The sequence below is a fragment of the Pseudomonas sp. WS 5532 genome (assembly GCF_012985445.1).
Classification (GTDB): Bacteria; Pseudomonadota; Gammaproteobacteria; order Pseudomonadales; family Pseudomonadaceae; genus Aquipseudomonas; species Aquipseudomonas edaphica.
The window spans coordinates 261,824-285,395 of record NZ_JAAQWK010000009.1 but is presented as its reverse complement, the minus strand read 5'-3'; the positions used below and the strand labels follow the sequence as shown (position 1 = coordinate 285,395).

24 protein-coding genes and 1 pseudogene are annotated in these 23,572 nt (G+C 59.4%); 1 reads left to right on the top strand and 24 read right to left on the bottom strand.

Features of this window, described 5'->3' with window-relative positions:
- The 11 genes and pseudogenes from cysS to HBO23_RS17885 form a co-directional block, all read right to left on the bottom strand.
- Window positions 1-353 (bottom strand): annotated as a pseudogene (gene cysS / locus HBO23_RS17935) (cysteine--tRNA ligase); the annotation flags it as partial.
- A 50-nt stretch (window positions 354-403) separates the two neighbouring features.
- A complete protein-coding gene (gene yfcF, locus HBO23_RS17930; RefSeq protein ID WP_017136229.1) occupies window positions 404-1,030 on the bottom strand; it encodes a glutathione transferase in 627 nt (208 codons plus the stop codon).
- Between the two features lie 49 nt (window positions 1,031-1,079).
- A complete protein-coding gene (locus HBO23_RS17925) occupies window positions 1,080-2,357 on the bottom strand; it encodes an ATP-grasp domain-containing protein (protein WP_017136228.1) in 1,278 nt (425 codons plus the stop codon).
- Window positions 2,354-3,313 (bottom strand): EamA family transporter, encoded by a 960-nt coding sequence (locus HBO23_RS17920; RefSeq protein WP_080593748.1) that lies wholly within the window; start codon window positions 3,311-3,313, stop codon window positions 2,354-2,356. Before HBO23_RS17920 ends, HBO23_RS17925 begins: the two co-directional genes overlap by 4 nt.
- 28 nt (window positions 3,314-3,341) lie before the next feature.
- Window positions 3,342-4,313 carry a cupin domain-containing protein gene (locus HBO23_RS17915; RefSeq protein WP_157786482.1) on the bottom strand — a complete coding sequence of 324 codons (972 nt, stop codon included), beginning with the start codon at window positions 4,311-4,313 and terminating at the stop codon, window positions 3,342-3,344.
- Window positions 4,310-5,869 (bottom strand): thioredoxin family protein, encoded by a 1,560-nt coding sequence (locus HBO23_RS17910; RefSeq protein WP_017136225.1) that lies wholly within the window; start codon window positions 5,867-5,869, stop codon window positions 4,310-4,312. Before HBO23_RS17910 ends, HBO23_RS17915 begins: the two co-directional genes overlap by 4 nt.
- A gap of 35 nt (window positions 5,870-5,904) precedes the next feature.
- Window positions 5,905-7,302: a KamA family radical SAM protein gene (locus HBO23_RS17905; protein ID WP_017136224.1), complete on the bottom strand. Its 1,398-nt coding sequence runs from the start codon at window positions 7,300-7,302 to the stop codon at window positions 5,905-5,907.
- 265 nt (window positions 7,303-7,567) lie between these two features.
- Window positions 7,568-8,200, bottom strand: a complete 633-nt coding sequence (locus HBO23_RS17900) for a DUF2282 domain-containing protein (RefSeq protein WP_017136223.1) — start codon at window positions 8,198-8,200, stop codon at window positions 7,568-7,570.
- A gap of 653 nt (window positions 8,201-8,853) precedes the next feature.
- Window positions 8,854-9,648 (bottom strand): DNA-binding domain-containing protein, encoded by a 795-nt coding sequence (locus HBO23_RS17895; RefSeq protein ID WP_017136222.1) that lies wholly within the window; start codon window positions 9,646-9,648, stop codon window positions 8,854-8,856.
- A complete protein-coding gene (locus HBO23_RS17890; protein WP_017136221.1) occupies window positions 9,638-10,462 on the bottom strand; it encodes a DUF692 domain-containing protein in 825 nt (274 codons plus the stop codon). The genes HBO23_RS17895 and HBO23_RS17890 overlap by 11 nt, the downstream gene beginning before the upstream one ends.
- Before the next feature lie 278 nt (window positions 10,463-10,740).
- On the bottom strand, window positions 10,741-11,862 hold the full coding sequence (locus tag HBO23_RS17885) for a cytochrome P450 (RefSeq protein ID WP_170039013.1): 1,122 nt from the start codon (window positions 11,860-11,862) through the stop codon (window positions 10,741-10,743).
- A gap of 74 nt (window positions 11,863-11,936) precedes the next feature.
- On the opposite strand from HBO23_RS17885, the gene HBO23_RS17880 reads away from it, so the two are divergent.
- Complete coding sequence (locus HBO23_RS17880) at window positions 11,937-12,668, top strand: helix-turn-helix transcriptional regulator (protein WP_099549039.1); 732 nt, start codon at window positions 11,937-11,939, stop codon at window positions 12,666-12,668.
- A 117-nt stretch (window positions 12,669-12,785) separates the two neighbouring features.
- On the opposite strand, the gene phnP is transcribed toward HBO23_RS17880, so the two are convergent.
- The 13 genes from phnP to phnC form a co-directional block, all read right to left on the bottom strand.
- Complete coding sequence (gene phnP, locus HBO23_RS17875; RefSeq protein WP_170039011.1) at window positions 12,786-13,535, bottom strand: phosphonate metabolism protein PhnP; 750 nt, start codon at window positions 13,533-13,535, stop codon at window positions 12,786-12,788.
- A complete protein-coding gene (gene phnN / locus HBO23_RS17870) occupies window positions 13,526-14,098 on the bottom strand; it encodes a phosphonate metabolism protein/1,5-bisphosphokinase (PRPP-forming) PhnN (RefSeq protein ID WP_170039008.1) in 573 nt (190 codons plus the stop codon). Before phnN ends, phnP begins: the two co-directional genes overlap by 10 nt.
- Entirely contained in the window at window positions 14,098-15,243 is a 1,146-nt protein-coding gene (locus HBO23_RS17865) for an alpha-D-ribose 1-methylphosphonate 5-triphosphate diphosphatase (RefSeq protein ID WP_170039006.1), read from the bottom strand. Before HBO23_RS17865 ends, phnN begins: the two co-directional genes overlap by 1 nt.
- Window positions 15,233-15,955 (bottom strand): phosphonate C-P lyase system protein PhnL, encoded by a 723-nt coding sequence (gene phnL, locus HBO23_RS17860; RefSeq protein WP_170039004.1) that lies wholly within the window; start codon window positions 15,953-15,955, stop codon window positions 15,233-15,235. Before phnL ends, HBO23_RS17865 begins: the two co-directional genes overlap by 11 nt.
- Window positions 15,952-16,761 (bottom strand): phosphonate C-P lyase system protein PhnK, encoded by an 810-nt coding sequence (gene phnK, locus HBO23_RS17855; protein ID WP_170039031.1) that lies wholly within the window; start codon window positions 16,759-16,761, stop codon window positions 15,952-15,954. Before phnK ends, phnL begins: the two co-directional genes overlap by 4 nt.
- Window positions 16,722-17,588 (bottom strand): alpha-D-ribose 1-methylphosphonate 5-phosphate C-P-lyase PhnJ, encoded by an 867-nt coding sequence (locus HBO23_RS17850; protein ID WP_170039002.1) that lies wholly within the window; start codon window positions 17,586-17,588, stop codon window positions 16,722-16,724. Before HBO23_RS17850 ends, phnK begins: the two co-directional genes overlap by 40 nt.
- Window positions 17,581-18,657 (bottom strand): carbon-phosphorus lyase complex subunit PhnI, encoded by a 1,077-nt coding sequence (locus HBO23_RS17845; RefSeq protein ID WP_170038999.1) that lies wholly within the window; start codon window positions 18,655-18,657, stop codon window positions 17,581-17,583. Before HBO23_RS17845 ends, HBO23_RS17850 begins: the two co-directional genes overlap by 8 nt.
- Window positions 18,657-19,247, bottom strand: a complete 591-nt coding sequence (phnH, locus tag HBO23_RS17840) for a phosphonate C-P lyase system protein PhnH (RefSeq protein WP_138451751.1) — start codon at window positions 19,245-19,247, stop codon at window positions 18,657-18,659. The genes HBO23_RS17845 and phnH overlap by 1 nt, the downstream gene beginning before the upstream one ends.
- The gene (phnG, locus tag HBO23_RS17835; RefSeq protein ID WP_099490085.1) at window positions 19,247-19,684 is read right to left on the bottom strand and encodes a phosphonate C-P lyase system protein PhnG; all 438 of its coding nucleotides are present in this window, start codon (window positions 19,682-19,684) and stop codon (window positions 19,247-19,249) included. The genes phnH and phnG overlap by 1 nt, the downstream gene beginning before the upstream one ends.
- A gap of 3 nt (window positions 19,685-19,687) precedes the next feature.
- A complete protein-coding gene (phnF, locus tag HBO23_RS17830; protein WP_169985717.1) occupies window positions 19,688-20,392 on the bottom strand; it encodes a phosphonate metabolism transcriptional regulator PhnF in 705 nt (234 codons plus the stop codon).
- Window positions 20,393-20,428: 36 nt separating this feature from the next.
- Entirely contained in the window at window positions 20,429-21,211 is a 783-nt protein-coding gene (phnE, locus tag HBO23_RS17825) for a phosphonate ABC transporter, permease protein PhnE (protein WP_017136208.1), read from the bottom strand.
- A 147-nt stretch (window positions 21,212-21,358) separates the two neighbouring features.
- Entirely contained in the window at window positions 21,359-22,360 is a 1,002-nt protein-coding gene (gene phnD / locus HBO23_RS17820) for a phosphonate ABC transporter substrate-binding protein (protein WP_099549047.1), read from the bottom strand.
- A gap of 32 nt (window positions 22,361-22,392) precedes the next feature.
- On the bottom strand, window positions 22,393-23,226 hold the full coding sequence (gene phnC, locus HBO23_RS17815) for a phosphonate ABC transporter ATP-binding protein (RefSeq protein ID WP_017136206.1): 834 nt from the start codon (window positions 23,224-23,226) through the stop codon (window positions 22,393-22,395).
- Window positions 23,227-23,572: the final 346 nt, after the last annotated feature.

Here is a 23,572-nt window from a genome sequence, read left to right as displayed (position 1 = left end):
TCCGGCCGTTTTACATTCAACGACGCGCTGTGCCTGAAGAATGCCTCCTCGTAAAACCGAGCAACCTCCCAAGGGGTTTTCTGTTCACGCGCCGCCCCCAGCATCAATTTGTCATCACCAAAATCAGCGTCCGATTGCAGGTGGCCGACATCCGTGATGTTCATCACGTGCCGCACACTGAAACCCTGCTCGCGTAACGTTTTGGCGAGCACATCCTCAAATATGTAGGTACGCATATTGCCGATGTGGGCGTAGTGATAAACCGTCGGCCCACACGCATAAAACCCCACGTTTTTCCCTGCAACCGGGACGAAGGGCATTAGCGTCTTACCCAGTGTGTTGAATAATTCCATGTGCCATCCCTAGGTTTCTTATTTCTGCCGGTGCGGGCTCACACCTTGATTCAGCCTGCCCGCGCCCTGCTACGGTCAATCTCCAGCCACTCACGAACAGACGCACGATCCCATGCCCGAAGTGCGTAATCTTTGAGTACATCAGGAACTGGATCATCACTATAAATAAGCCGATTCAACATGCCTGCAGCGTCAACATCGGCAATACACCACTCGCCCAGTAAAAACATCCGGCCGTCGCGCAAGCTGTGCGACAAGCCCTCAACCAGCCGTCGCGCGTCGCTCGCAGCCAGTGGCCCGAGCGGCTCATGGGCAGGTTCAATAAAGATGGTTTCGGTGGGCCGCTCGCCGCGCAAGTTGAAAAAATCGCTCCTCAACCAAGCCTGAATCTGCCGGGCCTGGGCTCGCGCCCGCGCATCAATGGGATACAACGGTTTGTTCACCGAACACTCATTCACGTACTCGGCAATCGCGGACGATTCGGTCAGCGAAAATCCGTCCTCCACCCACGTCGGTACACGCTGCGTCAGCGAAACCTCACTGAAGGGTTGCTGGTGGTGATCGCCACGGGACAAGTTCAGATAGTGCATGTCAAACGCCACCTGACACTCACGAAGGGCCACGAAGGCCGACATCGCGAACGGTGAAGTACATTGATGATCGACATAAAGTTTCATGAGCGATGCTCCGCCAATTGGAAGGTTCGGGCCAGGTGCGACAAAGCGCTCAGCACAGGTGCGCGACAACTGCGCTACTGAGTTTCACGTCAAAAAAGCCGGTGGCTTGAGCCTCTTTCTCACGGATCCACAGGTAGTCTGCATAGGTGACCGCCGGGTCTTCGTGAATAAGGTAGATAAACCCGTAATTGGTCGAAATGCCGATGGTGGGCGCAACACTGTCGCCTATCTGCGGAGCTCTGATCATCTTGAAAAAACTCGGCCTGGCGCTCAGCTCATCGAGCCAATGCCGATGCACAACGGTGCCTGACACGCTATTGATCATGCCGATGACTTCACAGGTCGCATTCGAACGATTGACTTTATCGAGCATGGCATCAAACGCCGTTGGGTCGGCGTAACAGGCCACGCACAGATTGACCGCATTCACCCCACTTACACGCGTCATTGCGCTGAGTTCCTGGGTGCCCATCATCCTGGCCGCCCACTCGATCAACTTGGGGCCGTCCGCTGTCACCATCACTTCAAGAAACGAAGGCCCAATGTGCACTCCAAAGGCATCCAGGCAACGTTGCACATAAGCGATGATCGGCGCGGCCTCTTGTGATTGCAGATCAATCAGCACTTCGCGGTCATTGACCACGCCAGCGCCCAGTACACGCTTGCGATTGTCTCGCCAGATTTCAAACACCAAGTGCTCGCCGTCTCGTGAAACCGCTTGAATCAGGTACTGCTGCCCAGCCAGATGCTCCATTGCCAACATGCGATCATTGATAAACCCCATTTCGTTGAGCCGGCCCAACTCTTTGTCGATGGCGTGACGGACTTGCTCTTGATCAAAGCAAAAGTAGATGCCGTCGGCACCCGCGCTGTTCACGGGTTTGATGACCACCGGCCAGTCGCCAATCAAATCGATGGCCTGGGGTATATCGTGTGCGTGATGGATCAGCGCGACGCGTGCGGCCGGAATCCCCAGGTGATGCAGGCGCTGCGCCATATGCCATTTATCGCGGCGGCAAGGGGACAATGCCGTGCCATTTCCCGGCGTGCCCATCAACTCGCTGAGCTGGTCCGCCAATTCAACGCCAGACTCACACCCCGGAATGATAAAGGCCGGCTCAAAAACAGCCAGAGCGTCGGTCAACGCCTTGAGATCCTGGGTCGCGACAAACAGGTGCTGAAAATCATCGGGCTGAAAGCTATCGACGTCGTAATCGAGAATTTCAGCGGATGTCTGCACGTGAATACAAGCAAAGCCACGGAGCTTAAGTTCGTCAGCAAGGCGCGCACCGGTGGAATAAGCATCAACAATCACCGCATATTTCATACGTTAACTCCTTCAGTCGGCAGCCGACTTAAATGGGCATAACCGTTATAGGTGGCCGCCATGCAAATGAGGATGACGCCGATGAAACTGAACATTGAAAACGTCAGCCTCGAATCAGCAGCTTGAAAAATGATCGTAAATAGCGGTGCCATCGCCAGGATGGCTTCAATGGTCACAGGTTCGCAGCGCTTTATGCCTTCCTGGAGTAAAAGCAGCGGTAATATCACGCCTCCCAATGCCAGCAGGGTTAACGTCACTAGATGCTCGACCACCGCAGACAGCGCGCCGGTATTCAACGCTGCGTAGGTGCCCGAAATCGCCAGCAACAGATAAAACCGATGTGCGTAGAGATAACGACTGGATACACCATGGTCGGCGACCATTTTTGAAAGAATCGTGGTCAATGCCATGGCAACACCGCACACCAGCATCATCAGATAACCCAGTAATACCTGATACCGTTCTGGTTCATCCTGGACCGCGGTGCGGTCAGCAAATGAGGCCCAGCACAAATAGAGACTGGCGAAAACGATAAGACCAGCGGCCAAATAATCGGCACCGATCATGACTGCCGACGGGCGCATCAGCTTGTTCAGTATCAATACCGACACCATCCCGACACCGCCCACCAGCGCACTGACAATTGCCGGTTCGACCCATTTCAAGGCACACAGAAAAGAGATCCACAGCGCAGCCGAACTGAAATTCAACATCACCACGCAACGTCTCACGGACGCTTTGTGGGTGGTCAGGCTTTGCATCCCGCGGGTTGAACCGGGGTTCAACAGGTAACTGATAAAAAACACCGGCCAAGCGATGGCAAACAACACGAATGTCACGACAACCGTGTCGAGCGCTTGTACCAACATACCGAAGTAAACTTCCTTAAGCCCGTCCACTGCATTGACGAGCATCAGGGCGGTTATCCCGATAAATAAACTTTGAGCTGCACGCATGGCGAGAGGTCCGCTGGTTAAATCGTACTTAAAGAGCGCTCAACGTACGCACATTGCCTTTACGTGATTGCTTATAGCGTTGAAGCAATTGCTCGGGCGTCAACTGGCTGGATAACCTCCCGGCTTCATCAAGACCCTGCTGAATACTCTCCAGAATCGACGTGCGCGCCTGTACCGATAACGTATCAAGCGGGTGCGCCCTGAGCGCTTCAATGCCATGCAACTTTTCCAACACGGCGTAGGTAATGAGATCGGCCAGCGTCGGAGGATTAATCACGAAGCCTATTGAAAACGACTCCTCATGGGCCACCGTACTGTGCCAATAGCCACGCGGCATAAAGGTTGTGGTGCCCGGCTTGACTAACCGCACCTGTTTATTTTCAGGCATCACGCGCGGTAAGGCCGCCCCTGTATAGGGCTGAATACCGTCGGTGTAAAAGCGGTTCGGGTTGTTTGGGAAAAACGGATAAATCGGATCGGGCAATGCGGTATTTTCGGCAAAGGCCCAGGTCTTCTCGCCCTTTATCTGGATCATGAAATTCGTTTCGTGATCAAAGTGCGTGGCGACCTCTACGCCATAGTTGGCGGCAAACGCTTCACAGCTGACATAGTGCCGTGGAATATCCAACACACTGGCCAGCTCATCACAGGCCTTGGAAATGGTCGGAATCGCTTCCAGGTCCTTTATATAAACCATCGCGGCACCGTCGTTGTAAGGCGCAAGAGCGTCGGCTGACTTTGCCACGGTGATACGTTTGCCTCCGGGGAAAAGCAGATCGACAGATCCCGGCAGTGCACTGAAGAGCTTGCGGATATCCTGGAACTCATCCAAGGCTGCCAACGCGCTGAACCGGCTCATCTCACCGTCCGCGACGTAGGCGTGTTTCGGCCAGCATGTTCCCAGGAACGTCTCGGTTTGATCACCAAACATCTGCTGCACTATATTCATCACGGTTCCATCCTTGAAGCGGCGCGCAAGGCGCGCCGCCGGGTCATTCACACCGCAGCTGCTTGCGACTGGGCTTTCAATGGAGCATGGGCGCCAGCATTGGACTTATTGAGATACCCCTCGTAAACCCGGGCAAGCTCGTCACTGCGCTCTTTCAATTGCTGCGCGGCATTGGCGAAAAGCGCGTGCTGTTCTTCGTGAGACAAGCCAACCATTTCCCCTTCGGCACGTCCAAGCGCATTAAACAGAAGCTTGGCCAGCAACTCCGTCTCCGAACGTTCGTGGCCGATGCGCTGGCAGATGGTTTCGACAACCGCTGCATGATCATGGAAATGCCAACCCAAGCGGCACATACGGAATTTTATCGAGACCGGTGAGTCCTCCCACCAGCTGCGGGTGGCGTCGAGCTCGGCATCGCTGATACCCGAGAACTCCTCAACCAATTGCTGATGACGCTGCTCCCAAAGCGCCAGCAGAGAATGGAGGTTGCCGAAGTTAGACGGCGCTGGGCCATATTTTTCCCAGTTGAGCATCGCCGGGCTGACCTTATCCGTTCTCTCGATATTCGAGCGGCTCGCCTCCAGGGTCGAACGTATGGCGGGGGCATGCGCCCAGAACTCAGCCATGACGCAGTGCACAATATTGTTGCGGATCGTGCGCTGCTTGCCGAGGGTGTAATTCTGATGGAGATGCTGCTGATCGTATTCAGCGCCCTTGAGCCCGATGAGGCTGGCCTGCAGATCCCGGAATGCCACTTGCCAGTCACGAACGATCATCTGCGCACGACTCAAGCCTCGACCTTGCGCGTTTCGCTGTTGCGCTGCGTCCGTGGCAACATCCATCAGCATTTGATAAATACCCAGGCACAGTTCACGCAGACAGTCGGTGTAATGCGCCCAACCGCCTTCACCCTGTACGCCGGGCCAGTCGACCATCAATTCATGATCCGGCACTTGAATCAGCGTATTGCAAAAACGTCGCACTTCTCGAGCGATAGGGGTCTGCGCAATCCCCGTTTCGGGCAGGCTGTCTTCAGGATATTGCCCACGCGCCTGGGCGATCGGCAGCCAGTACTCAGCTTCACGCACTGCGATACTTTCGGCATCGCGAGTATCCAGTCCTTTTCTCAGGAGAGACTCAGCCACGCTATAGTTGTGGGAGGCCATCGCCTGTTTAGCCAGGCCTACCGACAATTGCGCGAGGACTTCTTTGGCATCGATATCACCGGCCACATCGTGATGCACACGGCAATAACCCAAGTCCAGCCTTGTGTGCAGGGGAGCGCCCAGGAACTTGTGGTAAATATCCCCCTCACTGGAAATAAGCTGGAGGACCGGCGACATAATAAAAATGTGGCTGCCTACCAATTCTGAAATACGTGGATCCGGCTTGTCGTTTTCCACTTCGACCCAGACTGGAATCACCGAGCCGCTGACCGCTCCAATCAATTGCGGATCATTCAAAACACTGTCCACCAGCCGGTTACAACCGCCACATGAGCGGCTATTGAAATAAATCAGTATCGGCTTACCCGTCGACTTGGACTGCGCGATGGCCTGAAGGTAGTCCTGGTGACGAATCCAATCAATCTTATTAACTTGGTTCATTTCGATGCTTCCATTCACGGTGATTGAACATTTCGTTAGTATGCAGCGTGTACAACGTCATTCAGCAACTGCGTCCTCGACGCGGGACTCAGCCACAACGCCTGAACATCCGAAGCCAACGTATGCAACGGATCACAATACAAAAAGAACTTGTCTTTCTTAACCGCTGGCGCTCGGTAAACAGCCACACCTACGTGCTTGTCATAATAATCAAAACTATGAATATCACGTTTACCGCCACCACCCGGCAAGTCCACAATAAAGTGCGGCGTGTTATGCCCGGCGATTAAGCCGCGCGTCGACTTCTCCAGGGCGATAGAGTCGGCAAGGCTGGTTCTTAGTGTTTCTACGCCCCGAATCATGTCACCTTGAAAACAGTAATATGGACGCACATTACAATACGCCAGGCACTCATTCAGCCGATGCATGTCCGTCGCGTTATTATTAACGCCTTTCAAGATAACCGCCTGATTTCTGACCTCCACACCCCGCTCATACAAAATCCGCAGTGCCTTCACCGTCATGTCGGTAATTTCATTAGGGTGATTGAAGTGCGTATGAATGGCGATCGACTTACCCATTTTGCGTGCACGATCGGACAAGCGAGCGATGGCATCGGTCCATTCGTGATCACTCTGGATTTTCATCGGCAGTACAGCCAACCCCTTGGTGGCAAAACGCATGCGCCGCACGTGGGGAATCTCCAGCAAACGCTCGCCAATATCAGTGATCTGCCGCGCTTTGAGGCGATAAGCATCGCCACCGGAAACCACCACATCCTCCACGCTGGAGTTGGCTGCTATGTAGCGAAACGCCGGCTCCCAACGCTCTCCAGGTGCATTGATTTTCTGCTTAGTCACCACATCGGTATCCAGCCCCACCGCATAACTACGGGTGCAGTAACGACAGTAGACCGGGCATACATTGGTTGCCAGAAACAACACACGGTCCGGGTAACGGTGAGTAAGGCCCATGGCGGGGGAGTCATTCTGTTCGCCCATCGGATCAAGCTGGACCATGGGGTGATCAACTTCGATTTCCGACGCCAGTGGCAAGAACTGTCGACGCAACGGGTCAAAATAAGGATTAGACCAATCAATCAATGACAAAATATAGGGTGTCAGTCTTATCGACATCGGGGCCAGTTGATGGCCCTTCTCAATATCGCTCACAAAACCGGCAGGCGTTATATCTTTGATGAGATCGCCCAGTACCGCAACACTGGTCACCGCATTCTTTTCTTGCCAGAGATGATTGAGAAATGTATCCGCATCCACCGAATGCCAACGCTCCAGCTTGCGCCAAAATTCGTCTTGCCTGAATTCATACTTGGAGGTGCCCTTCTGCTCAACGCATTGCCCCGTGAATGAACTCACTATCACCGAATTCAAACGGTCAGCCACTGAGTCATATTCCACATTTTCACCCGACATGTTTGCAGTCCCTTTCAAGCGGTGGCGTCCATAGACAGACAATACTGAAAACCATCTTTAAATCAACAAGCCTTTGTCTTTTTTTATTTTGCTTTTTTACACTCGACGGCCGTCGAGCCGCATTAAAACCTGCAACTTAATAACGCCTCGCCCGCGCAACTAACCACGCAATCGACTGTGATACTTAGTCGATATTCAACGCATGAGCAGCGTAAGGTGAGTGTATTTAAAAAGGCGGGATTTCATCCCGGCGCAGTCGCTGTTATCAGCGTGTGACCGCCGTTACCGGGCCGGTCGTATCAGCCTGACCTTGCACCGTCGCCGGCACCGCTGTTGTCGAGGGCTGGACCAGGTACTGCACCACGTTGGCAATGTCTTCGTCATTCAGGGATTTGGCAGCCGCTACCATGACAGGGGACGGGCGAGAAGCGTCGCGGAAGGCACGCAGTTGGGAGTCAAGGTATTTGCCGAACTGTCCTGACAACTTCGGATAGTCGGCATTTTGCGAATCACCGGCCACGCCATGGCATGAAGAACACGCAGGAATACCACGGGTATGATCGCCTTGATTGAACAGGCGCTCGCCCATTTGCGCACTCTTCACCGAAGTTTCCGTCTGCTCATCGGCCTGGCATGCATAAGGCTGGGCTCTGAGCACCCCGCCCATTTGCGTACACGTGCCTTTGGGCACAGCCATCCACTCGTTCGGGTCATTGTCGACCTTGCTCGATTCCGAGCAGTCATGCAGGCAACTGCTGTCGGAGCAATCATTGTGCCCTGCCTTGGCCACACCGTAGCAGACCTCGGTTTCTACTGTTTTCTCGGTGGCTGCATCGGCCAACGCAGCACCGCTGATAGAAGCCAAGGCGGTGGCTACCAGAATATCTTTTAGATTCATCACGCAAGTTCCCGGTTAAGGATGGGTACATTCAATTATTTTTTTTACGCTCACGTACGTGAGCCAACTAACATTGGAGCCAGTCAGGGGTTATTCATCAAAGATGTGAAGACGACACTGAGCCGATCGGAGCCTTTCAGGGCTCGGCGATCAAGGTGGGGCAGAAGATCAGACGAAGGGAATGAACCAGGCACTCGACATGACGCCGAAGCTCGGAGCTTTTGTGCCCCGCAACCAGAAGGTTCTCCGGCCGACACGACGCAGAGGCGGCTGTTAAGCAGATCGGATGCATGTGTTGCTCCTTGCAAAACTTTGCCGCACGGGGCGGCATCGTCGGAATCCATTCCTGACCCGGGTCTGCGACGCGTCTTTCTTAGCCAAAGACGCACGCTGCCAAGCGTATCGTTACCAGATCAGCAAAGGAGCACGGACAGTGCTTATTCCTGAATGCACACTTGGTAACTGCTTTTGTTCTATGCGTTATTTTTTATAGCCCATGGCTTAAATATGTCGAATTAATTCAGACCGGCAAATGTTTCAAGATGTTAAAATTGGATCCAATCATCTGAAAGCCCTTGGTTCCCGGCCACGGCTCTGCGCGCCTATCCTGGGAAAGCGGCGTGACACCCAGTGAAACAATGCTGTTCAAAAACCTACGGTATGGCGACCAGCAACCCATCACACAACCAGCGCGTCACCCATGCAGCGCTGTCAATGAACGCGCCGTCATCGCGATTCATTGCATAGTGTTCCTGCGCGGCCAGCAGTGCATCCCCCAAGGTCGCATGCTCCAGCAGACGGGCCAGTGCAGTGAACTCCCAAGCATCAACCTCGCGAACCTCCACGCGCCAGCCACTTCGATACACCAGCGCCGAACAGGCGCCACCGGCCACCTTCGGCACGCTCTGGTCACCCTTGTTATGGGCCGCCCAGATAGCAAAGATCGGCCACCCACTGCTCACCAATGCACAACCCGGAGCCAAAGTGAGTTGCGTACTTTCCAGGGCCTGGGCACCTATCGCCGCCATTGCCCGAGCATCCAATGCATTGACGTCACTGGCTGTGCAGGCGCAATGAACTGCCCACTCCAAGGCTGCCACGTCGGCGAAATACGGATACGCTGCCACGGGCACATAAGTACCCAGAAACTCCGCGAGGTGCTCACCGAACCGCCCCAGATCAGGGTGATGCGAGGGATACCGTTGACCATAGGAAAAAGCCAGGGTGCGAAAGAATTCATCGCCCACCAATGCCTTGATCACCGGATGAGTGAGTGCCAACGATTGCTCCTGATGCTGCCACAGGCCACTGCGGTAGCGAGCGAAGCGTCGTTCACTACCCGATACACCGGCCAGCAGCCAGCTCTGCGGTAAGCGGGGTGATGGAGCCGGGTCCTCCAGAGCGCGGGAAAATTCGAGCTGTAACACCGCCAGTTCTTCAAGTGTCATGCAACACCTCTTCGGCAATCGCCCTGGCGATCCGTACTTGATCAAGCAACTCGCCCAGCGGCGGCAGGTGAGTGTCCCATTCGACCAGCACCGGCACCGGCCCAAACTGACGCAAAGCCGTGCGATACAACGACCAGACCGGCTCCGCCACAGCACTGCCATGGTCATCGATCAACAGCCCCTCAGCGTGGCTATGGCCGGCCAGGTGCAATTCGCCAACGCTGGTCGAATCCAGCCTGCGCATCGCCTCGAGCGCAGGTTCACCGTGGTTGCACTGGTTCACGTAAAGGTTGTTCAGATCAAGTAACACAGCACTCCCCGTGCGTGCGACCACTTCAGCGAGAAATTGGGTTTCTCCCAGCGTGTCGCCCTTGAACCGCAAGCTGGTGGACACGTTTTCGAGCATGAGCGGCCGGCCCAGAGCGTTTTGAACCTGATCGACCCGATCACAGACCAGGTTCAGTGACGCCTCCACCAAGGGCAATGGCAACAAATCATTCAAGCAGCGCCCTTCCACAGCCCCCCAGCTCAAATGCTCCGAAATCAGAAAGGGGTTGATCAGCTCGGCCAAGGCCCGAATTCGCTCGACATGTGCGTTGCTAAAGCCATGGACTGAGCCGATACCCAAACCGACGCCATGCAGGCTGATCGGGTAGCGCTGTGCCAACTGACGGAGGATATGCAGGTCTTTCCCTCCGGGGCCCAGGTAGTTCTCCGTATGTACCTCCAGCCAATCGACCGCAGGGTGATGGTTCATGAAATCTTGATAGTGGGGGGCTCTGAGGCCAACACCAATCCGTGGTAACGGGCTCACTGGATAATTCACTCGCGTAATGGTCCGCCCAGGATCATAGCGCAGCAGGGGCGCTGAGCCCGGCGTTTTTACCGAACGTTATCGTGCAGCAATGGGTGTCTCAGGACCTGTATAGCCGGGCGCCGGAATTGACCGGTTAACAACGCACCCACTTCTCCAACGCCGCATCCGCCAGAATATTCTCGCCCTCATCGAGCGCGCTACCGCCGAGCTGATCGCTTCCGGCAGGTCGAATGGCGAGTACCAAGGCTCAAGCGTTTGTGGAATAGGGAGAAGGGTTACTGGCTTAGCGCCGCAGCGCTGAACCTGGGGATACGGCCGTTAAGCGAGGGCCAGTAGCTGAACCGGCCAGCGTCCGCCAGCAAGGCAGGCTGATGACGCAACAAACCCAACAGCGCTTGCGCGGCGATCGTCAACGCCATCTGTTGGCCTGGGCACTGATGGCGCCCGATACCAAAGCTGAACAGACGCCGTTGCGTGCGCGCCAGCACAAAACTGTCGGGATCGAGGTTGGCCTCAGCGTCCCGATTGGCCGATGCCAGCAGGACTAAAACACTCTCTCCCGCCGCCAACACCCGGTTGCCGATGGTGCAGCGCGCCGCCACGAATCGCCGTGTGTTTTGCACCGGTGAATCGTAACGCGCCACCTCCTCCACCAGCGCCGTGGCGAGGGCTGGCGTGCGCATAATCTGCGCAACCCGCTCAGGGTGCCGCGCGAGCATCACCAGTGAGTTGCCGATCAACCCGGCGCTGGCTTCGCAGGTCTGCGACAACAGGCCGATCAAATTGGCCGTCAATACCTGCGCACTTTCCCAGTTGCCACTGCGGATATGAGCCAGCAGCGCTGTTTCTTCCAACACCGCACAAAACATCTGCTGCAACTGCGACGCGCCGGCCTGCGCATTGCACAACTGCGCTTCACTGCTCAGCGGTGAAAGGCCGGCGACAAACGCCCGCGTTAGCCCGGCGACACATGCCAGCTGTGGCGCCGGGCATCCCAGCAGCGACGCGACCACCGAGACGGGCAAGGTAAACATCAGTGCATCCAGGGTCTGCACGCTGCCGATCAACCGAGCGACCCGTTCAGCAATGGCCGACGCCTCCACCGCCGCCAACGCGGGTTCAATCGCCGCCCGCGGGCATCGATGCGCCGGGCCTTCGTTCATGCGCATCAACCGCGCAAAAACCTGTCCTGCCGCGCCCTGTGCAAGCGCCTTGGGCACCGGCTCATGCAATGGGCGTACGCGACAATCCGGGTGTGCCAGCACCGCCTCCACCGTCTTGGCGCGGCTGGCGACCCACAGGCCCAGCTCGGCATCGAACAGCAGTTCTTCATGGCGACGCAGGCTTGCGTAATACGGATAGGGATCAACATGGGTAGCGGCTTGCAGCGGTGTCATCCGGGACGTCCTGTGCTTAAAGAGGCGTTACTATCGGCCCTCCCACGCGGCAATGATTCGTTCAGGAACGAAATATGAACGCCTTTGATGATGACGCGGCACTCTCACAAATCGCCGGTGCGATAGCAGAGCCTGCGCGCACAAAAATGCTCTGCGCGCTGATGGATGGCCATGCGCGCACCAGTACCGAGATGGCCGTGATTGCCGGCGTCAGCACCTCGACGGCCAGCGCCCACTTGGCCAGGCTCAAGGACGATGGCCTGCTCAAGCTGCACACCCAGGGCCGACACCGCTACTACAGCCTCGCCGGCGCACACGTGGCCCAGGCCATCGAAGGGTTGATGGTGATCAGCCGCAACACCGCCCAGGCATTTGTCCCCAGCACGCCCAACCGCCTGCAGCTCGCACGCACCTGCTACGACCACATGGCCGGCACGCTGGCGGTGCACCTGCACGACCATTTCATTGCCTCTGGTTGGCTGGTTGGCGACGGCACCTATGCACTGACGGCCCCCGGCGAAACCGCAATGATCGCGTTGGGGCTGAATATGCCTGCGTTACGCGCGCAACGTCGGCGTTTCGCCTGTGCCTGCCTGGACTGGAGCATGCGCCGCCCGCATTTGGCCGGGGCATTAGGCGCAGGTTTTTTGCAATGCGTGATCCATCGCGGGTGGGTGACTCAGGATCTGGACAGCCGCGCGCTGGGGGTCACCGCCAAGGGGCGCAAGGCGTTTGCAGCGCGCTTTGGAGTCGAGTGGTTGAAGCAAGAGCCAGATCAAGTGCAAAGCAAAAGCCTATCTACCTGATGCAACACAGTCTAAATGTGGGAGCTGGCTTGCCTGCGATGCAGGCACCTCTGCACATCAGGCACACCGAGTTGATGCCATCGCAGGCAAGCCAGCTCCCACAGGGTTATGCGGTGTTCAAATAATCCGGCCATCCCAGGCCACCGTCACATGCCGTGGCAACTCGCGTCGGTGTTCCAGCAACCAGGCATCCAAGGTGTGCCCTACATGGGTCAAAACGCCCAATTTCGCACCCGTCTCCTCAATGCTCTGCAACGCCAACGTCAGGTCATTGTGGTTACGCGGCGCTTGCGGCTGCGGCGGCATGGAGCAGTCGAGCACCAACACGTCCAACGGCTGCCGTTGCAACCAGGCCAGCGTGACCGGCGGCAAACCCACCGTGTCGGTGAGGTAGGCGATGCGCCGCCCCTCGCCTTCCAGCAGATAACCCAAGGTCGGTTTTGAATGTTGCAACGGCAATGCAGTGACGCTCAGCTCACCAAACTGCCGTGTTTCAAACTCGGCAAACGGCTGGCTGAAATCGAGGATGCCTGGATGTTTGTAGAGGTCGGACAAACCCTCCGGGTCGGCGGGGCCGTGTACCGGAATGATCAAGCCCTGGCCCCAGCGCAGGTGCAACAAACCCTGCGCATGATCGGCGTGATAGTGCGTCTGCAAAATCCCGTTGAAGCTGCGTGGCGGGAAGCGTTCACAGAGGTCGGGCAAGCCGCTGTCGATCAACCAGCGCTGCTCGCCGCACTCGATCAACGCGCTGCACGGGCGGCGGCGCAGGCTGGCGTCGCTGCGCGCCAGACCGCACGCCGCGCACTCGCAGCCATACACCGGAACCTGCCGCGCATCACCGGTGCCCAGTAAGGTCAGGCGCATGCCGTGTGCCCGTGATCGAGGCAGCACAGCAAGCGCTCGACGGTGTTTTCCAGCGGACCGGAATTGTCGAGTACAAACAATCCGCGGCCATTGCCCGCGATCAAATCAGCAGTAAACCGCGCATTGCGCGCCAGGCGTTCCTCGATATCGGCCTGGGACTCGCGCCCGCGTGCCATCAGGCGCTGGCGCAATACGGCCTGATCCACCGTCAACAGCAATACCAGCAAGCTCGGATAGCGCTCGCGGGTTTGCGCCAGGTGCGCACGCGAACCATTGACCAGCACATCGTCCCCCGCCGCCAGCCATTCGTCGATGGCCTTGGGAATGCCATACCACAAGCCATTGGCCTGCCAACTGAGGGCAAACGCGCCCTCGGCCAGCAGCGCGGCGAACTGTTCCGGGCTCACCCCTTGTGCGGCCTCGCCCACCGCTTCCAGCGAGCGGGTGATCACCCGGCGCACAATGCGGCAGCCGCGCTCGGCCAAGCGTGGGCGTGCGGCATCCAGCAGGCTGTCCTTGCCCGAACCGGATGGCCCGATGAGATAGATCAACCTGCCTGCCATCAAAACACCCTCTTCGCTTGTCGCCAGACTTGTTGCACCACAGGAAGCCCCTCGCAGCGGCGGGCTTGCACCAAATCCGCCCGCAGGCCAATGGCAATTTCACCGCGATCATTGAGGCCCGCCGCTTGTGCAGGCGCCAGGCTGATCATCTTGACGGCCCGCGACAGGTCGCCGCCATCCTGTTGATCGGCCAGAACAAAGGCCGCCTGCAACAGGCTGGCCGGGTAGTAATCACTGGAAAGTATATCCAGCAATCCCTCGGCAGCCAGGCCGGCGGCGGCCACATTACCCGAGTGCGACCCTCCGCGCACCACGTTCGGCGCGCCCATCAGCACTTTCATGTTCAGCGCCTGGCAGCCCTTGGCCGCCTCAAGTGTGGTGGGGAATTCAGCAATGGTCATGCCATAGCCCGCCGACTCCTCCACATGCGCCAGCGTCGCGTCGTCATGGCTGGCCACCGACAGGCCGCGTTCCAGGCAATGCGCAACAATGGCGGCGCGATAGCGGTCGCTGTATTGCTTGGAATTGGCCATTTGCAGCACGATAAACGCGTCCATGGTTTCGTCGTTGAGGTGGTACTTGCCCATGTAGTACTCACGGTACTTGGATTCGAGCACGAACTGGCGCTGGCCCGGCGAATGGTCCATCACCGACACCAGCCGCACCAGCGGGTTTTCCACCAGGTCGCGGAACACACTGAGGGTGTCCGGGTGGCACAGCTCGCAGCGCAGGTGCAGGTGGTGTTCGGCGCGGGTCAAGCCGGCGTCTTCAGCCTGGGCGATCGCGTCGAGCATCACCGGCAGCTTTTTCATGCGGTTGCCCTTGGGGTTCACATCGCCGATGGACACTGCGTCGAACACTGTAGTGATCCCCGCCGCGATGATTTGCGCATCATGGCTGAGCACCGCCGAGATCGACGGCCAGTCCACGCCGGGGCGCGGGGTCATGTGTTTTTCCAGGTTGTCGGTGTGCAGCTCTACCAGGCCCGGCAGCAGGCAATCGCCGCCCAGGTCCTGGGCCTGGGGCAACTGGCTGCGGCCTTCGGCGAGGTCGACAATCTTGCCGTCGCGCAGCACCACCGTGCCCAGGAACATGCGCTCAGCCGTGACGACCTGGGCATGGGTGAGGATCTGTTCAGCGGGCATGGGCGTATTCCTCTTGGGCGACGGGCGATGGGGTCATGTCGAAATGGCGGTCGGCGACCGCTTCACGGGCGGCGCGGTCGTGGAAGATGCCGATCAGCGCCGCGCCGGCGGCCTTGGCTTCGTTCATCAGTTCCAGCACCACCTGGCGGTTGTTGTCGTCCAGGGACGCGGTAGGTTCGTCCAGCAACATCACCGGCCAGGCGACCATGAAGCCCCGGGCGATATTGACGCGCTGTTGTTCGCCACCGGAGAACGTGCCGGGCGCCAATTGCCACAAGCGCTGCGGGATGTTCAGACGCGTGAGCAACTGTTCGGCGCGGGCCTGTGCATCGGCCTTCGACCAGCCACGCGCCAGGGCCGGCTCCATCACCACGTCCAGGCAGGCCACGCGGGGGATGACGCGCAGAAACTGGCTGACGTAACCGAGGGTCTGCTGACGCACCTGAAGAATGTCACGCGGCTCGGCGCCGACCAGCTCCAGCCACTCACCGGCATGCTGCACACGAATACTGCCGCCCGCCGGCAGGTAGTTGCCGTACAGGGTACGTAGCAAGGTGCTTTTACCCGCGCCGGACTGGCCATGCAGCACCAGGCACTCACCGCCCTGCACACTGAACGCCACACCGCGCAACACGTTAAGCACCACGCCGTGTTGCTGATGCAGGGTGAAGGTTTTCGAGAGGTCACGGACCTCGATCAAGGCATTTGTCATGGCTGCAATACCGAAGACACCAGCAGTTGAGAGTAAGGGTGCTGTGGATCGTCGAGGATCTGGTCAGTGAGCCCGGTTTCCACCACATGGGAGCGGCGCATCACCATCAGGCGGTCGGCGAGCAAACGTGCAACGGCCAGGTCGTGGGTGACGATCACCACCGCCAGATCCAGCTCACGTACCAGGCCGCGCAACAGGTCGAGCAGGCGCGCTTGCACCGACACATCCAGGCCGCCGGTGGGTTCGTCCATGAATACCAGGCGCGGGCTGGAGACGAGGTTGCGGGCGATTTGCAGGCGCTGCTGCATGCCGCCCGAGAAGGTGCGCGGCAAATCGTCGATGCGCTGCGGGTCGATTTCCACCTGGCCAAGCCAATCCAGACCGGCGCCGCGCAGTTGCGCATAGTTGCGCAGGCCTTGGGCCATCAGGCGTTCGCCGATGTTGGCGCCGGCCGACACGCCCATGCGCAGGCCGTCCCGTGGGTTCTGCTCGACAAAGCCCCACTCGGTGCGCAGCAAGGTGCGGCGCTCGGCTTCACTGGCGCTGTACAAATCCAGCCATTCGCCGTCCTTGCTGCGGTAGCCGATGCTGCCCGCTTGCGGCGGCAAACGCCCGCTCAGCAGCGAGAGCAAGGTGGATTTACCTGAGCCGGATTCGCCGACAATTCCCAGCACTTCGCCAGGGTAAAGATCAAAGCTCACGCCCTGGCAACCCTTCTCCGGGCCGTACAGCAACGACAGGTCACGTACTTGAAGCAAAGGCTGGCTCACTGGTTGTTCTCCTTGACCCGTTGGGCGCAATACCAGGTGTCGGAACACACAAAACTCTGGGTTCCCGCGTCGTCGAGAATCAGCTCGTCGAGGAAGGAATCGTGGCTGCCGCAGATGGCGCAGTTGTGTTCCCACTGCTGCACTTCGAACGGATGGTCTTCGAAGTCCAGGCTGGTGACCTGGGTGTACGGCGGCACCGCGTACAGGCGCTTTTCGCGACCGGCGCCGAACAGCATCAGCGCCGGGCTCATGTCGAGTTTGGGGTTGTCGAATTTGGGGATCGGCGACGGGTCCATCACGTAGCGCTCATCGACCATCACCGGGTAGGCGTAGCTGGTGGCGATATGGCCGAAGGTGGCGATGTCTTCGTAGAGTTTGACGTGCATCACCCCGTAGTCATTGAGGGCGTGCATGGTGCGGGTCTCGGTTTCCGAGGGTTCGATAAAGCGCAGCGGCTCGGGGATCGGCACCTGGTAAACCATGATCTGACCGGCCTGCAGCGCCGTTTCCGGGATGCGGTGGCGGGTCTGGATCACGCTGGCGTCGGGCGTCGCTTCGGTGGTGGCAACCCCCGCCGTGCGGGCGAAAAAGCGCCGGATCGACACGGCATTGGTGGTGTCGTCGGCGCCCTGGTCGATCACCTTGAGCACGTCATCATCACCGAGGATCGCGGCGGTCAATTGCATGCCGCCGGTGCCCCAGCCGTAAGGCAACGGCATTTCGCGGCCGCCAAACGGCACTTGGTAACCGGGAATCGCCACGGCCTTGAGCAAGGCGCGGCGGATCATGCGTTTGGTCTGTTCGTCGAGGTAGGCGAAGTTGTACGCCGGGTCGCGCACAGCCGGTTGGGTCAAGTCATTCATGGCGGTTGCCCTCGGCCGGTTGGCGCAGTTTGCGGATCAGTTCCAGCTCGGACTGGAAGTCCACGTAGTGAGGCAATTTGAGGTGCGAAACAAACCCCGCCGCCTCGACGTTGTCGCAATGGGCCAGCACAAACTCTTCGCGCTGGGCCGGTGAAACGACTTCTTCGTTGTATTCCCCGGCGCGCAGCGAGCGGTCGACCAGCGCCATGCCCATGGCCTTGCGCTCGGCATGCCCGAACGCCAGGCCGTAACCACGGGTAAACTGCGCAAGCTCGGTGGCCGAGCCGACGAATTGGTTGACCATCTCGCACTCGGTGACTTCGATGCTGCCCAGGCAGATGGGAAAGCCCAACTCTTCGGGGTCGATCCACACCTCGACGTCGCCGATGCGAATCTCACCGGCAAACGGGTGGTTGCGGCCGTAACCGCGTTGGGTCGAGTAGCCCAGCGCGAGCAGGAAACCCTCGTCGCCACGGGCCAGGGCTTGCAGGCGCTCGGCGCGGCTGGCCGGGTATTCCAGCGGGTCGCGGGTAATGTCGGCGACGCTGGCGTTGTCGTCGGCTTCGTTTTTGATCAAGCCTTCTTTGGCGAGCAAACCGAGTACCCGAGGGCAGGCGTCAATTTGCGCATCCTTCGTGGTCTGCGGGCCTGGGTATTGACCTTCGGCCAACAGCGAAAAATCCAGCAGGCGGTGGGTGTAGTCGAAGGTCGGGCCGAGCAGTTGGCCGCCGGGCACGTCCTTGAACGTGGCCGACAAACGTCGGCTCAAGCACATCTGCGACGTATCAATCGGCAGGCTCGGGCTGAAGCGCGGCAGCGTGGTGCGGTAGGCGCGCAGCAGGAAGATCGCCTCGACCAAATCCCCTGCTGACTGCTTGATCGCCAGCGCCGCCAGCTCTTCGTCGAACAACGAGCCTTCGGTCATCACCCGCGCCACCGCCAGCGGCAATTGCTCGCGGATTTGCGTCACGCTTAACTCGGGAATCGCAGTATCGCCCCGGCGTTTTTTCGCCAGCAGGCGGTGGGCGTTGTCGATGGCCTGTTCGCCACCTTTGACGGCTACGTACATCAGGCGTGCTCCTGTGCAATGCGGCTGCTGCGCGGCAGGCCGATCAGGTGGTGGCCGGCGGTGAACACCAGGTCCAGACCACGCGGGAAGGCTTCGCGGCGTTGGCGCTCTTGCCAGAAGGCTTGCGGCACCGGCAGGTTGACCAGGCGCTGGGTTTTGATCCCTGGGCCGCGCCAGTGCAGGCCGCGACCGGACTCCAGGTCGGTAAGCTGAACCAGCAAGGTGCAGGACTGATCCGGGTAACGGTCGTTGCCGTGGTCGAAGCCGCCGAGGTCGAGCAGGTCTTGCTCGCCGAGCAGCGCGAACACCGCGTCTTCGCGTTTATCGGTGAGCGGGCAACCGCAGTGGAAGGCCAGGTTGGCGCGGATCAGCGGCGTGTCGAAGCTCGGCGCCAGCCACAGCGGCGTGTCCATATCCAGCAGGGCCAGGCACAGCGCGTAAGTAGCCGGCGCCAGGCCGTCGAGGCGTGGCGCGGACGGCAGATGCTGGATCAAACCGGGTTCGGCCAGCGCCTTGAGGGCCGCACGAAAACCGCGTTGGGCATCCAGCACCGGCTCGACAAACGCCGGTTGCAACAGGTGAGCGTTCATCAGTTTTCTCCTCGCACCAGGGTGAAGAACTCGACCTTGGTGGCAGCGGTGTCAGCTTCTTTTTCGGCGCGGCGTTTGGCTTGGGCAGTGGCCAGGGAGGTGATCAAGTCGCTGAGCCACAGGCTCGGTTGCGTGCCTTGCAGATGGGCGTCCGCCAACGCGGCCAACTCGGCATGCAGCTTGTCGCGCCCGGCCAGGTAGCTGTAGCCGGTGCGGCCGTCGGCCAGGCGCACCACGCAGCGGGTCACGCTCATTTCGCCGACGTTGAAGGCCGCGCCGTCACCGCCCATGCGCCCGCGCACCAGAGTCATGCCGATTTCCGGGGCGCGGATCAGTTGGTACTCGGCGTCTTTCAACGCGGCCTCAAAGGGTTGCAGTTCATTGAGCTGGGCGCGGGCTAATACGCCGATCCAATGTTGTCGCGGGGACACACTCATCATTCAAGTCACCACTTGGTACTGGAAGCGATCCGAACGGCTGGTGGACTGCGCCAGCTCCACCGGGCGGCCATCGCGATCGCAGGAAAGGGTAAACACCGTGAGGGCCGGCAAGTGCCGAGGCATCATCAGCAGCGCGGCTTCATCACGGTTGGGCAAACGCGCACCGATCAGGCTTTGGGTGCGGGTCAGCGGCAGCGCTCGTTCACGCAGGTACTGGCGCAGAGAGCCGCCGTTGTAATCGGCCAGCAATGGCGCACGGCTGGCGCAGTAGCGATGACGGATCAGGCTGACGGGCTGGTGATCAAGCTTGCGCAGGGTTTGCAGCTCGATCATCGGGGCCATCTCGGCGATGCCCAAATGCTCGGCTTCGTCGCGGCTGGCGTAGCAATAGCGGCGCTTGAGCAACACCGCCTGCACGCCGACGCCCTGGGCCGACAGCGATTGGCTGTAGGAGGTCTCGGCGCCCATCGAGTAAATCAGCGGGCGGTCGAGCACCTGGGTGCCCTTGCCCTGACGGCGCAGCAGGCTGCCTTCGAACACCAACTCGTCGATGGCGCGGCGCAAGGTGTGGCGGTTGACGCCAAAGCGCTCGGCCATGTGCACCTCGCCGGGCAGGAAGTCACCGGCCTGGTAGCTGCTCAATTCACGGCGCAGGATATCCGCGAGTTCGCGGTACACCGGCTCATCTTGTCTAGACAACTGCATGCTTAAAAAAAGCGCCGCGCGGGCACCCCTCAGGCGTCAGATGAACTGCTTGCGCAGGCGTTGGGACAGCACGTCGATACAGCTCACCACCACGATGATCACCAGCAGCACCGCGCAGGTTTGTACGAACTGGAAAGCGCGAATGTTTTCCCAGAGGATCACGCCGATCCCGCCGGCGCCGACCATGCCCACTACGGTTGCCGAACGCACATTGGCTTCGAAGCGGTACAGCGCGTAGCTCACCCACAGCGGCATGACCTGCGGGATCACGCCGTAGATCACCTCCTGCAAAGCACTCGCGCCGGTGGCTCGCACGCCTTCTACCGGGCCGGGGTCGATGGCCTCGACGGCTTCGGCAAACAGCTTGGCGAGCACGCCGGTGGTGCTGATCCACAAGGCCAATACACCGGCAAACGGACCGAGGCCGACGGCGACCACGAACAACATGGCGAAGACCATTTCATTGATGGAGCGGAAGGCATCCATCACGCGGCGCAGCGGTTGGTGGACCCACCACGGGGTGATGTTGTCGGCGCACAAGATGCCCAGCGGCACCGAGCAGACGATGGCCAGCACCGTGCCCCACAGGGCGATTTGTACGGTGACGATCATCTCCTTGAGGTAGGAGCGCCATTCGTGAAAGTCCGGCGGGAAGAAGTCGGCGGCGAAGGTCGCCATGTTTCCGGAATCGCGGTACAGCGCCAGCGGGTTCATCTCGGCGCCGTGCCAGGCCCAGGCCAGCAGGACCAGGAACAGGCCCCAGCCGAGGTATTGCGGCCAGGTGCGCTTGCCGACGGCTTCAGCGTGTAAGGTAGTCATGGGTTCACTCTCAGTTGTTGTGAGGTGTGCTTTCTGTGGCGAGGGAGCTTGCTCCCGTTCGACTGCGAAGCAGTCGCCAGCTATTGGGGTGCTTCGCACCCCAGCGGGAGCAAGCTCCCTCGCCACAAAAGCCGGTTCCTACTGGGGTTAGCCGTTTGCTGCGGTCTTCTTGTCCAGCTCGGAGATGCGCTGTTGCAGCTTGGCCAGGTCAGCATCGATGTCGGCGAGCTTCTTGGCCTTGTCGGCTGCCTCAAGCTTGTTGTCGGCACTGATGGTGGTGCGCTGCTTGAACAGCTCCAGCTGGCGGATCGGCAAGAGCTGGTCGTCGTTGGAGGCGAGGAACTTGCCCAACTGCATGTTCTTCAACACCGCCTTCTCTTCATCGGTGTCGCCGTAGTGGGCGAAGAAATCACGGATCTTGGTTTTCTCGCTGTCCGTCAGCGCCTTGCTCCACACCATCGGGTCGGCCGGAATCAGCGGCGATTTCCAGATCACCTTGAGCATTGCGGCTTTGTCCGGCTGGGTGACTTCCAGGCGGTCCCAGCTTTCGGTGTTGAAGGTGGCCACGTCCAACTGCCCCTTGGCGACGCTGAGTGCGTTGACTTCATGGCTGGAGTTGAGCGTGCGTTTGAACGCGGTGGCGGCATCCACATGGTTCTTGGCGAACACGTAGTAGCCCGGCACCAGGTAGCCCGAGGTGGAGTTCGGGTCACCGTTGCCGAAGGTCAGGTTCTTGGCGTTCTTGAGCATGTCGTCGACGTTGTTGATCGGGCTGTCCTTGCGCACGATCAGCACGCTCCAGTAACCGGCGGCGCCGTTGGCGGCGGCGGTCTGGGCGAAAATCTCGCCGTTGGAACGGTCCACGGCTTCCATCGCCGCCTTGTTGCCCAGCCAGGCCACGTCGACCTTGTTAAAGCGCATGCCCTGGATCAAACCGGCGTAGTCGGAGGCGAAGGTGGCGTTGATGGTCAGGCCTGTTTTCTTGTGCATGTCATCCAAAAACGGCTGCCAGATGCTCTTGAGGTTCTGCGAAGACTCGGTGGACATGATGCCGAAGTTGATGGCTTTGTCGGCAGCCTGGGCAGTGCCCATGGCGGCGCCGGCCAGCAACACCGCAGACAGAAACACTTGGCCGATACGGTTCAACATGGACGGGATTCCTGTGGGTCGTGAGTAGGGTTTCAAGCGCGCGCCATGGCCAGCCGAGGCGTGGCGACGGCTGTGCGGGTGTGGTCGGAAAACATCAGGCTGGTGTCGACGTCGGCACCGTACAAATCGTTGAGGAACTGGCTGCTCATGGCGCTGCCCTGCCCGTCGAAATGAATGCGCCCACCTTTAAGGGCCACGGCACGCGGGCAATAACGCATGGCGTAATCGACTTGATGCAGGGTCACCACCACGGTCTTGCCGTCGCGGCGGTTGATGTCGGCGAGGATCTCCATGACCTTGCGCGCCGACTCCGGGTCCAGCGAGGCAATAGGCTCGTCAGCGAGGATGACTTCGGCGCGCTGGGTCAATGCACGGGCAATCGCCACCCGCTGCTGCTGGCCGCCGGACAAGGTCGAAGCACGCTGCCCGGCCAGGTCGGCCAAGCCCACGCGGGCGAGGGATTCGAGGGCAAAGGCTTTTTCCTCGGCATTGAACAAACCGAGGTTGCCGCGCCAGCGTGGCATGCGGCCCAGGCAGCCGAGCAATACGTTGTCGAGCACGCTCAGGCGGTTGACCAGGTTGAACTGCTGGAAGATGTAGCCGATGTCTGCGCGCAACCGCCGCACCTTGCCATTCAAGCGCCCACTGGCCTGCACCTCCCGGCCCAACACCTTGACGCTGCCACCGTTGCTCTTGTCGCAACAGGCCAGGCCCGCCAAATGGCGCAACAACGTGGACTTGCCGGAACCGGAAGCGCCAATCAGCGCGACCATCTCACCTGCGGCAATGGTGAGTTCGAGGTCGACCAATGCGGACTTCTTCGCAAAGGTCTTGTTCAAGTGATCGACATGGATAGCGTGAGTCATGGGCTTCTCTGTCTGGTTTGAACAGCCACACAAGGGCTGCGGTTGAGTTCAAACGACAGTAGGCGCGGGAGGTGTCAGTGCTATTACTTGCACATGACTGCCGGGCGGCGGTTTGATGAAGGTTTTGTGAAAGGTTGGATGCGACCCTGAGAGGTCTTGTTGTGGCGAGCAGGCTTGCCCTGCGTTTGGCTGCGCAGCAGCCCCAATAAGACCACCGCGCTTATTCAGGCAGAACGCGTCCTCAGGTTTTAGGGCCGCTTCGCAGCCCAACGCAGGGCAAGCCTGCTCGCCACAGGGGATTGGCTTGCCTTAAGGTATTCAGTGTTGACCGATCGTTCCCACGCTC

Excerpts from the sequence above, each read along its gene's own strand:
- yfcF (WP_017136229.1), bottom strand. The coding sequence starts at position 1,030 with ATGAAACTTTATGTCGATCATCAATGTACTTCACCGTTCGCGATGTCG.
- HBO23_RS17925 (WP_017136228.1), bottom strand. The coding sequence starts at position 2,357 with ATGAAATATGCGGTGATTGTTGATGCTTATTCCACCGGTGCGCGCCTT.
- HBO23_RS17920 (WP_080593748.1), bottom strand. The coding sequence starts at position 3,313 with ATGCGTGCAGCTCAAAGTTTATTTATCGGGATAACCGCCCTGATGCTC.
- HBO23_RS17910 (WP_017136225.1), bottom strand. The coding sequence starts at position 5,869 with ATGAACCAAGTTAATAAGATTGATTGGATTCGTCACCAGGACTACCTT.
- HBO23_RS17905 (WP_017136224.1), bottom strand. The coding sequence starts at position 7,302 with ATGTCGGGTGAAAATGTGGAATATGACTCAGTGGCTGACCGTTTGAAT.
- HBO23_RS17900 (WP_017136223.1), bottom strand. The coding sequence starts at position 8,200 with ATGAATCTAAAAGATATTCTGGTAGCCACCGCCTTGGCTTCTATCAGC.
- HBO23_RS17895 (WP_017136222.1), bottom strand. The coding sequence starts at position 9,648 with ATGACACTTGAAGAACTGGCGGTGTTACAGCTCGAATTTTCCCGCGCT.
- HBO23_RS17885 (WP_170039013.1), bottom strand. The coding sequence starts at position 11,862 with ATGACACCGCTGCAAGCCGCTACCCATGTTGATCCCTATCCGTATTAC.
- HBO23_RS17880 (WP_099549039.1), top strand. The coding sequence starts at position 11,937 with ATGAACGCCTTTGATGATGACGCGGCACTCTCACAAATCGCCGGTGCG.
- phnP (WP_170039011.1), bottom strand. The coding sequence starts at position 13,535 with ATGCGCCTGACCTTACTGGGCACCGGTGATGCGCGGCAGGTTCCGGTG.
- phnN (WP_170039008.1), bottom strand. The coding sequence starts at position 14,098 with ATGGCAGGCAGGTTGATCTATCTCATCGGGCCATCCGGTTCGGGCAAG.
- HBO23_RS17865 (WP_170039006.1), bottom strand. The coding sequence starts at position 15,243 with ATGCCCGCTGAACAGATCCTCACCCATGCCCAGGTCGTCACGGCTGAG.
- phnL (WP_170039004.1), bottom strand. The coding sequence starts at position 15,955 with ATGACAAATGCCTTGATCGAGGTCCGTGACCTCTCGAAAACCTTCACC.
- HBO23_RS17850 (WP_170039002.1), bottom strand. The coding sequence starts at position 17,588 with ATGAATGACTTGACCCAACCGGCTGTGCGCGACCCGGCGTACAACTTC.
- HBO23_RS17845 (WP_170038999.1), bottom strand. The coding sequence starts at position 18,657 with ATGTACGTAGCCGTCAAAGGTGGCGAACAGGCCATCGACAACGCCCAC.
- phnH (WP_138451751.1), bottom strand. The coding sequence starts at position 19,247 with ATGAACGCTCACCTGTTGCAACCGGCGTTTGTCGAGCCGGTGCTGGAT.
- phnG (WP_099490085.1), bottom strand. The coding sequence starts at position 19,684 with ATGAGTGTGTCCCCGCGACAACATTGGATCGGCGTATTAGCCCGCGCC.
- phnF (WP_169985717.1), bottom strand. The coding sequence starts at position 20,392 with ATGCAGTTGTCTAGACAAGATGAGCCGGTGTACCGCGAACTCGCGGAT.
- phnE (WP_017136208.1), bottom strand. The coding sequence starts at position 21,211 with ATGACTACCTTACACGCTGAAGCCGTCGGCAAGCGCACCTGGCCGCAA.
- phnD (WP_099549047.1), bottom strand. The coding sequence starts at position 22,360 with ATGTTGAACCGTATCGGCCAAGTGTTTCTGTCTGCGGTGTTGCTGGCC.
- phnC (WP_017136206.1), bottom strand. The coding sequence starts at position 23,226 with ATGACTCACGCTATCCATGTCGATCACTTGAACAAGACCTTTGCGAAG.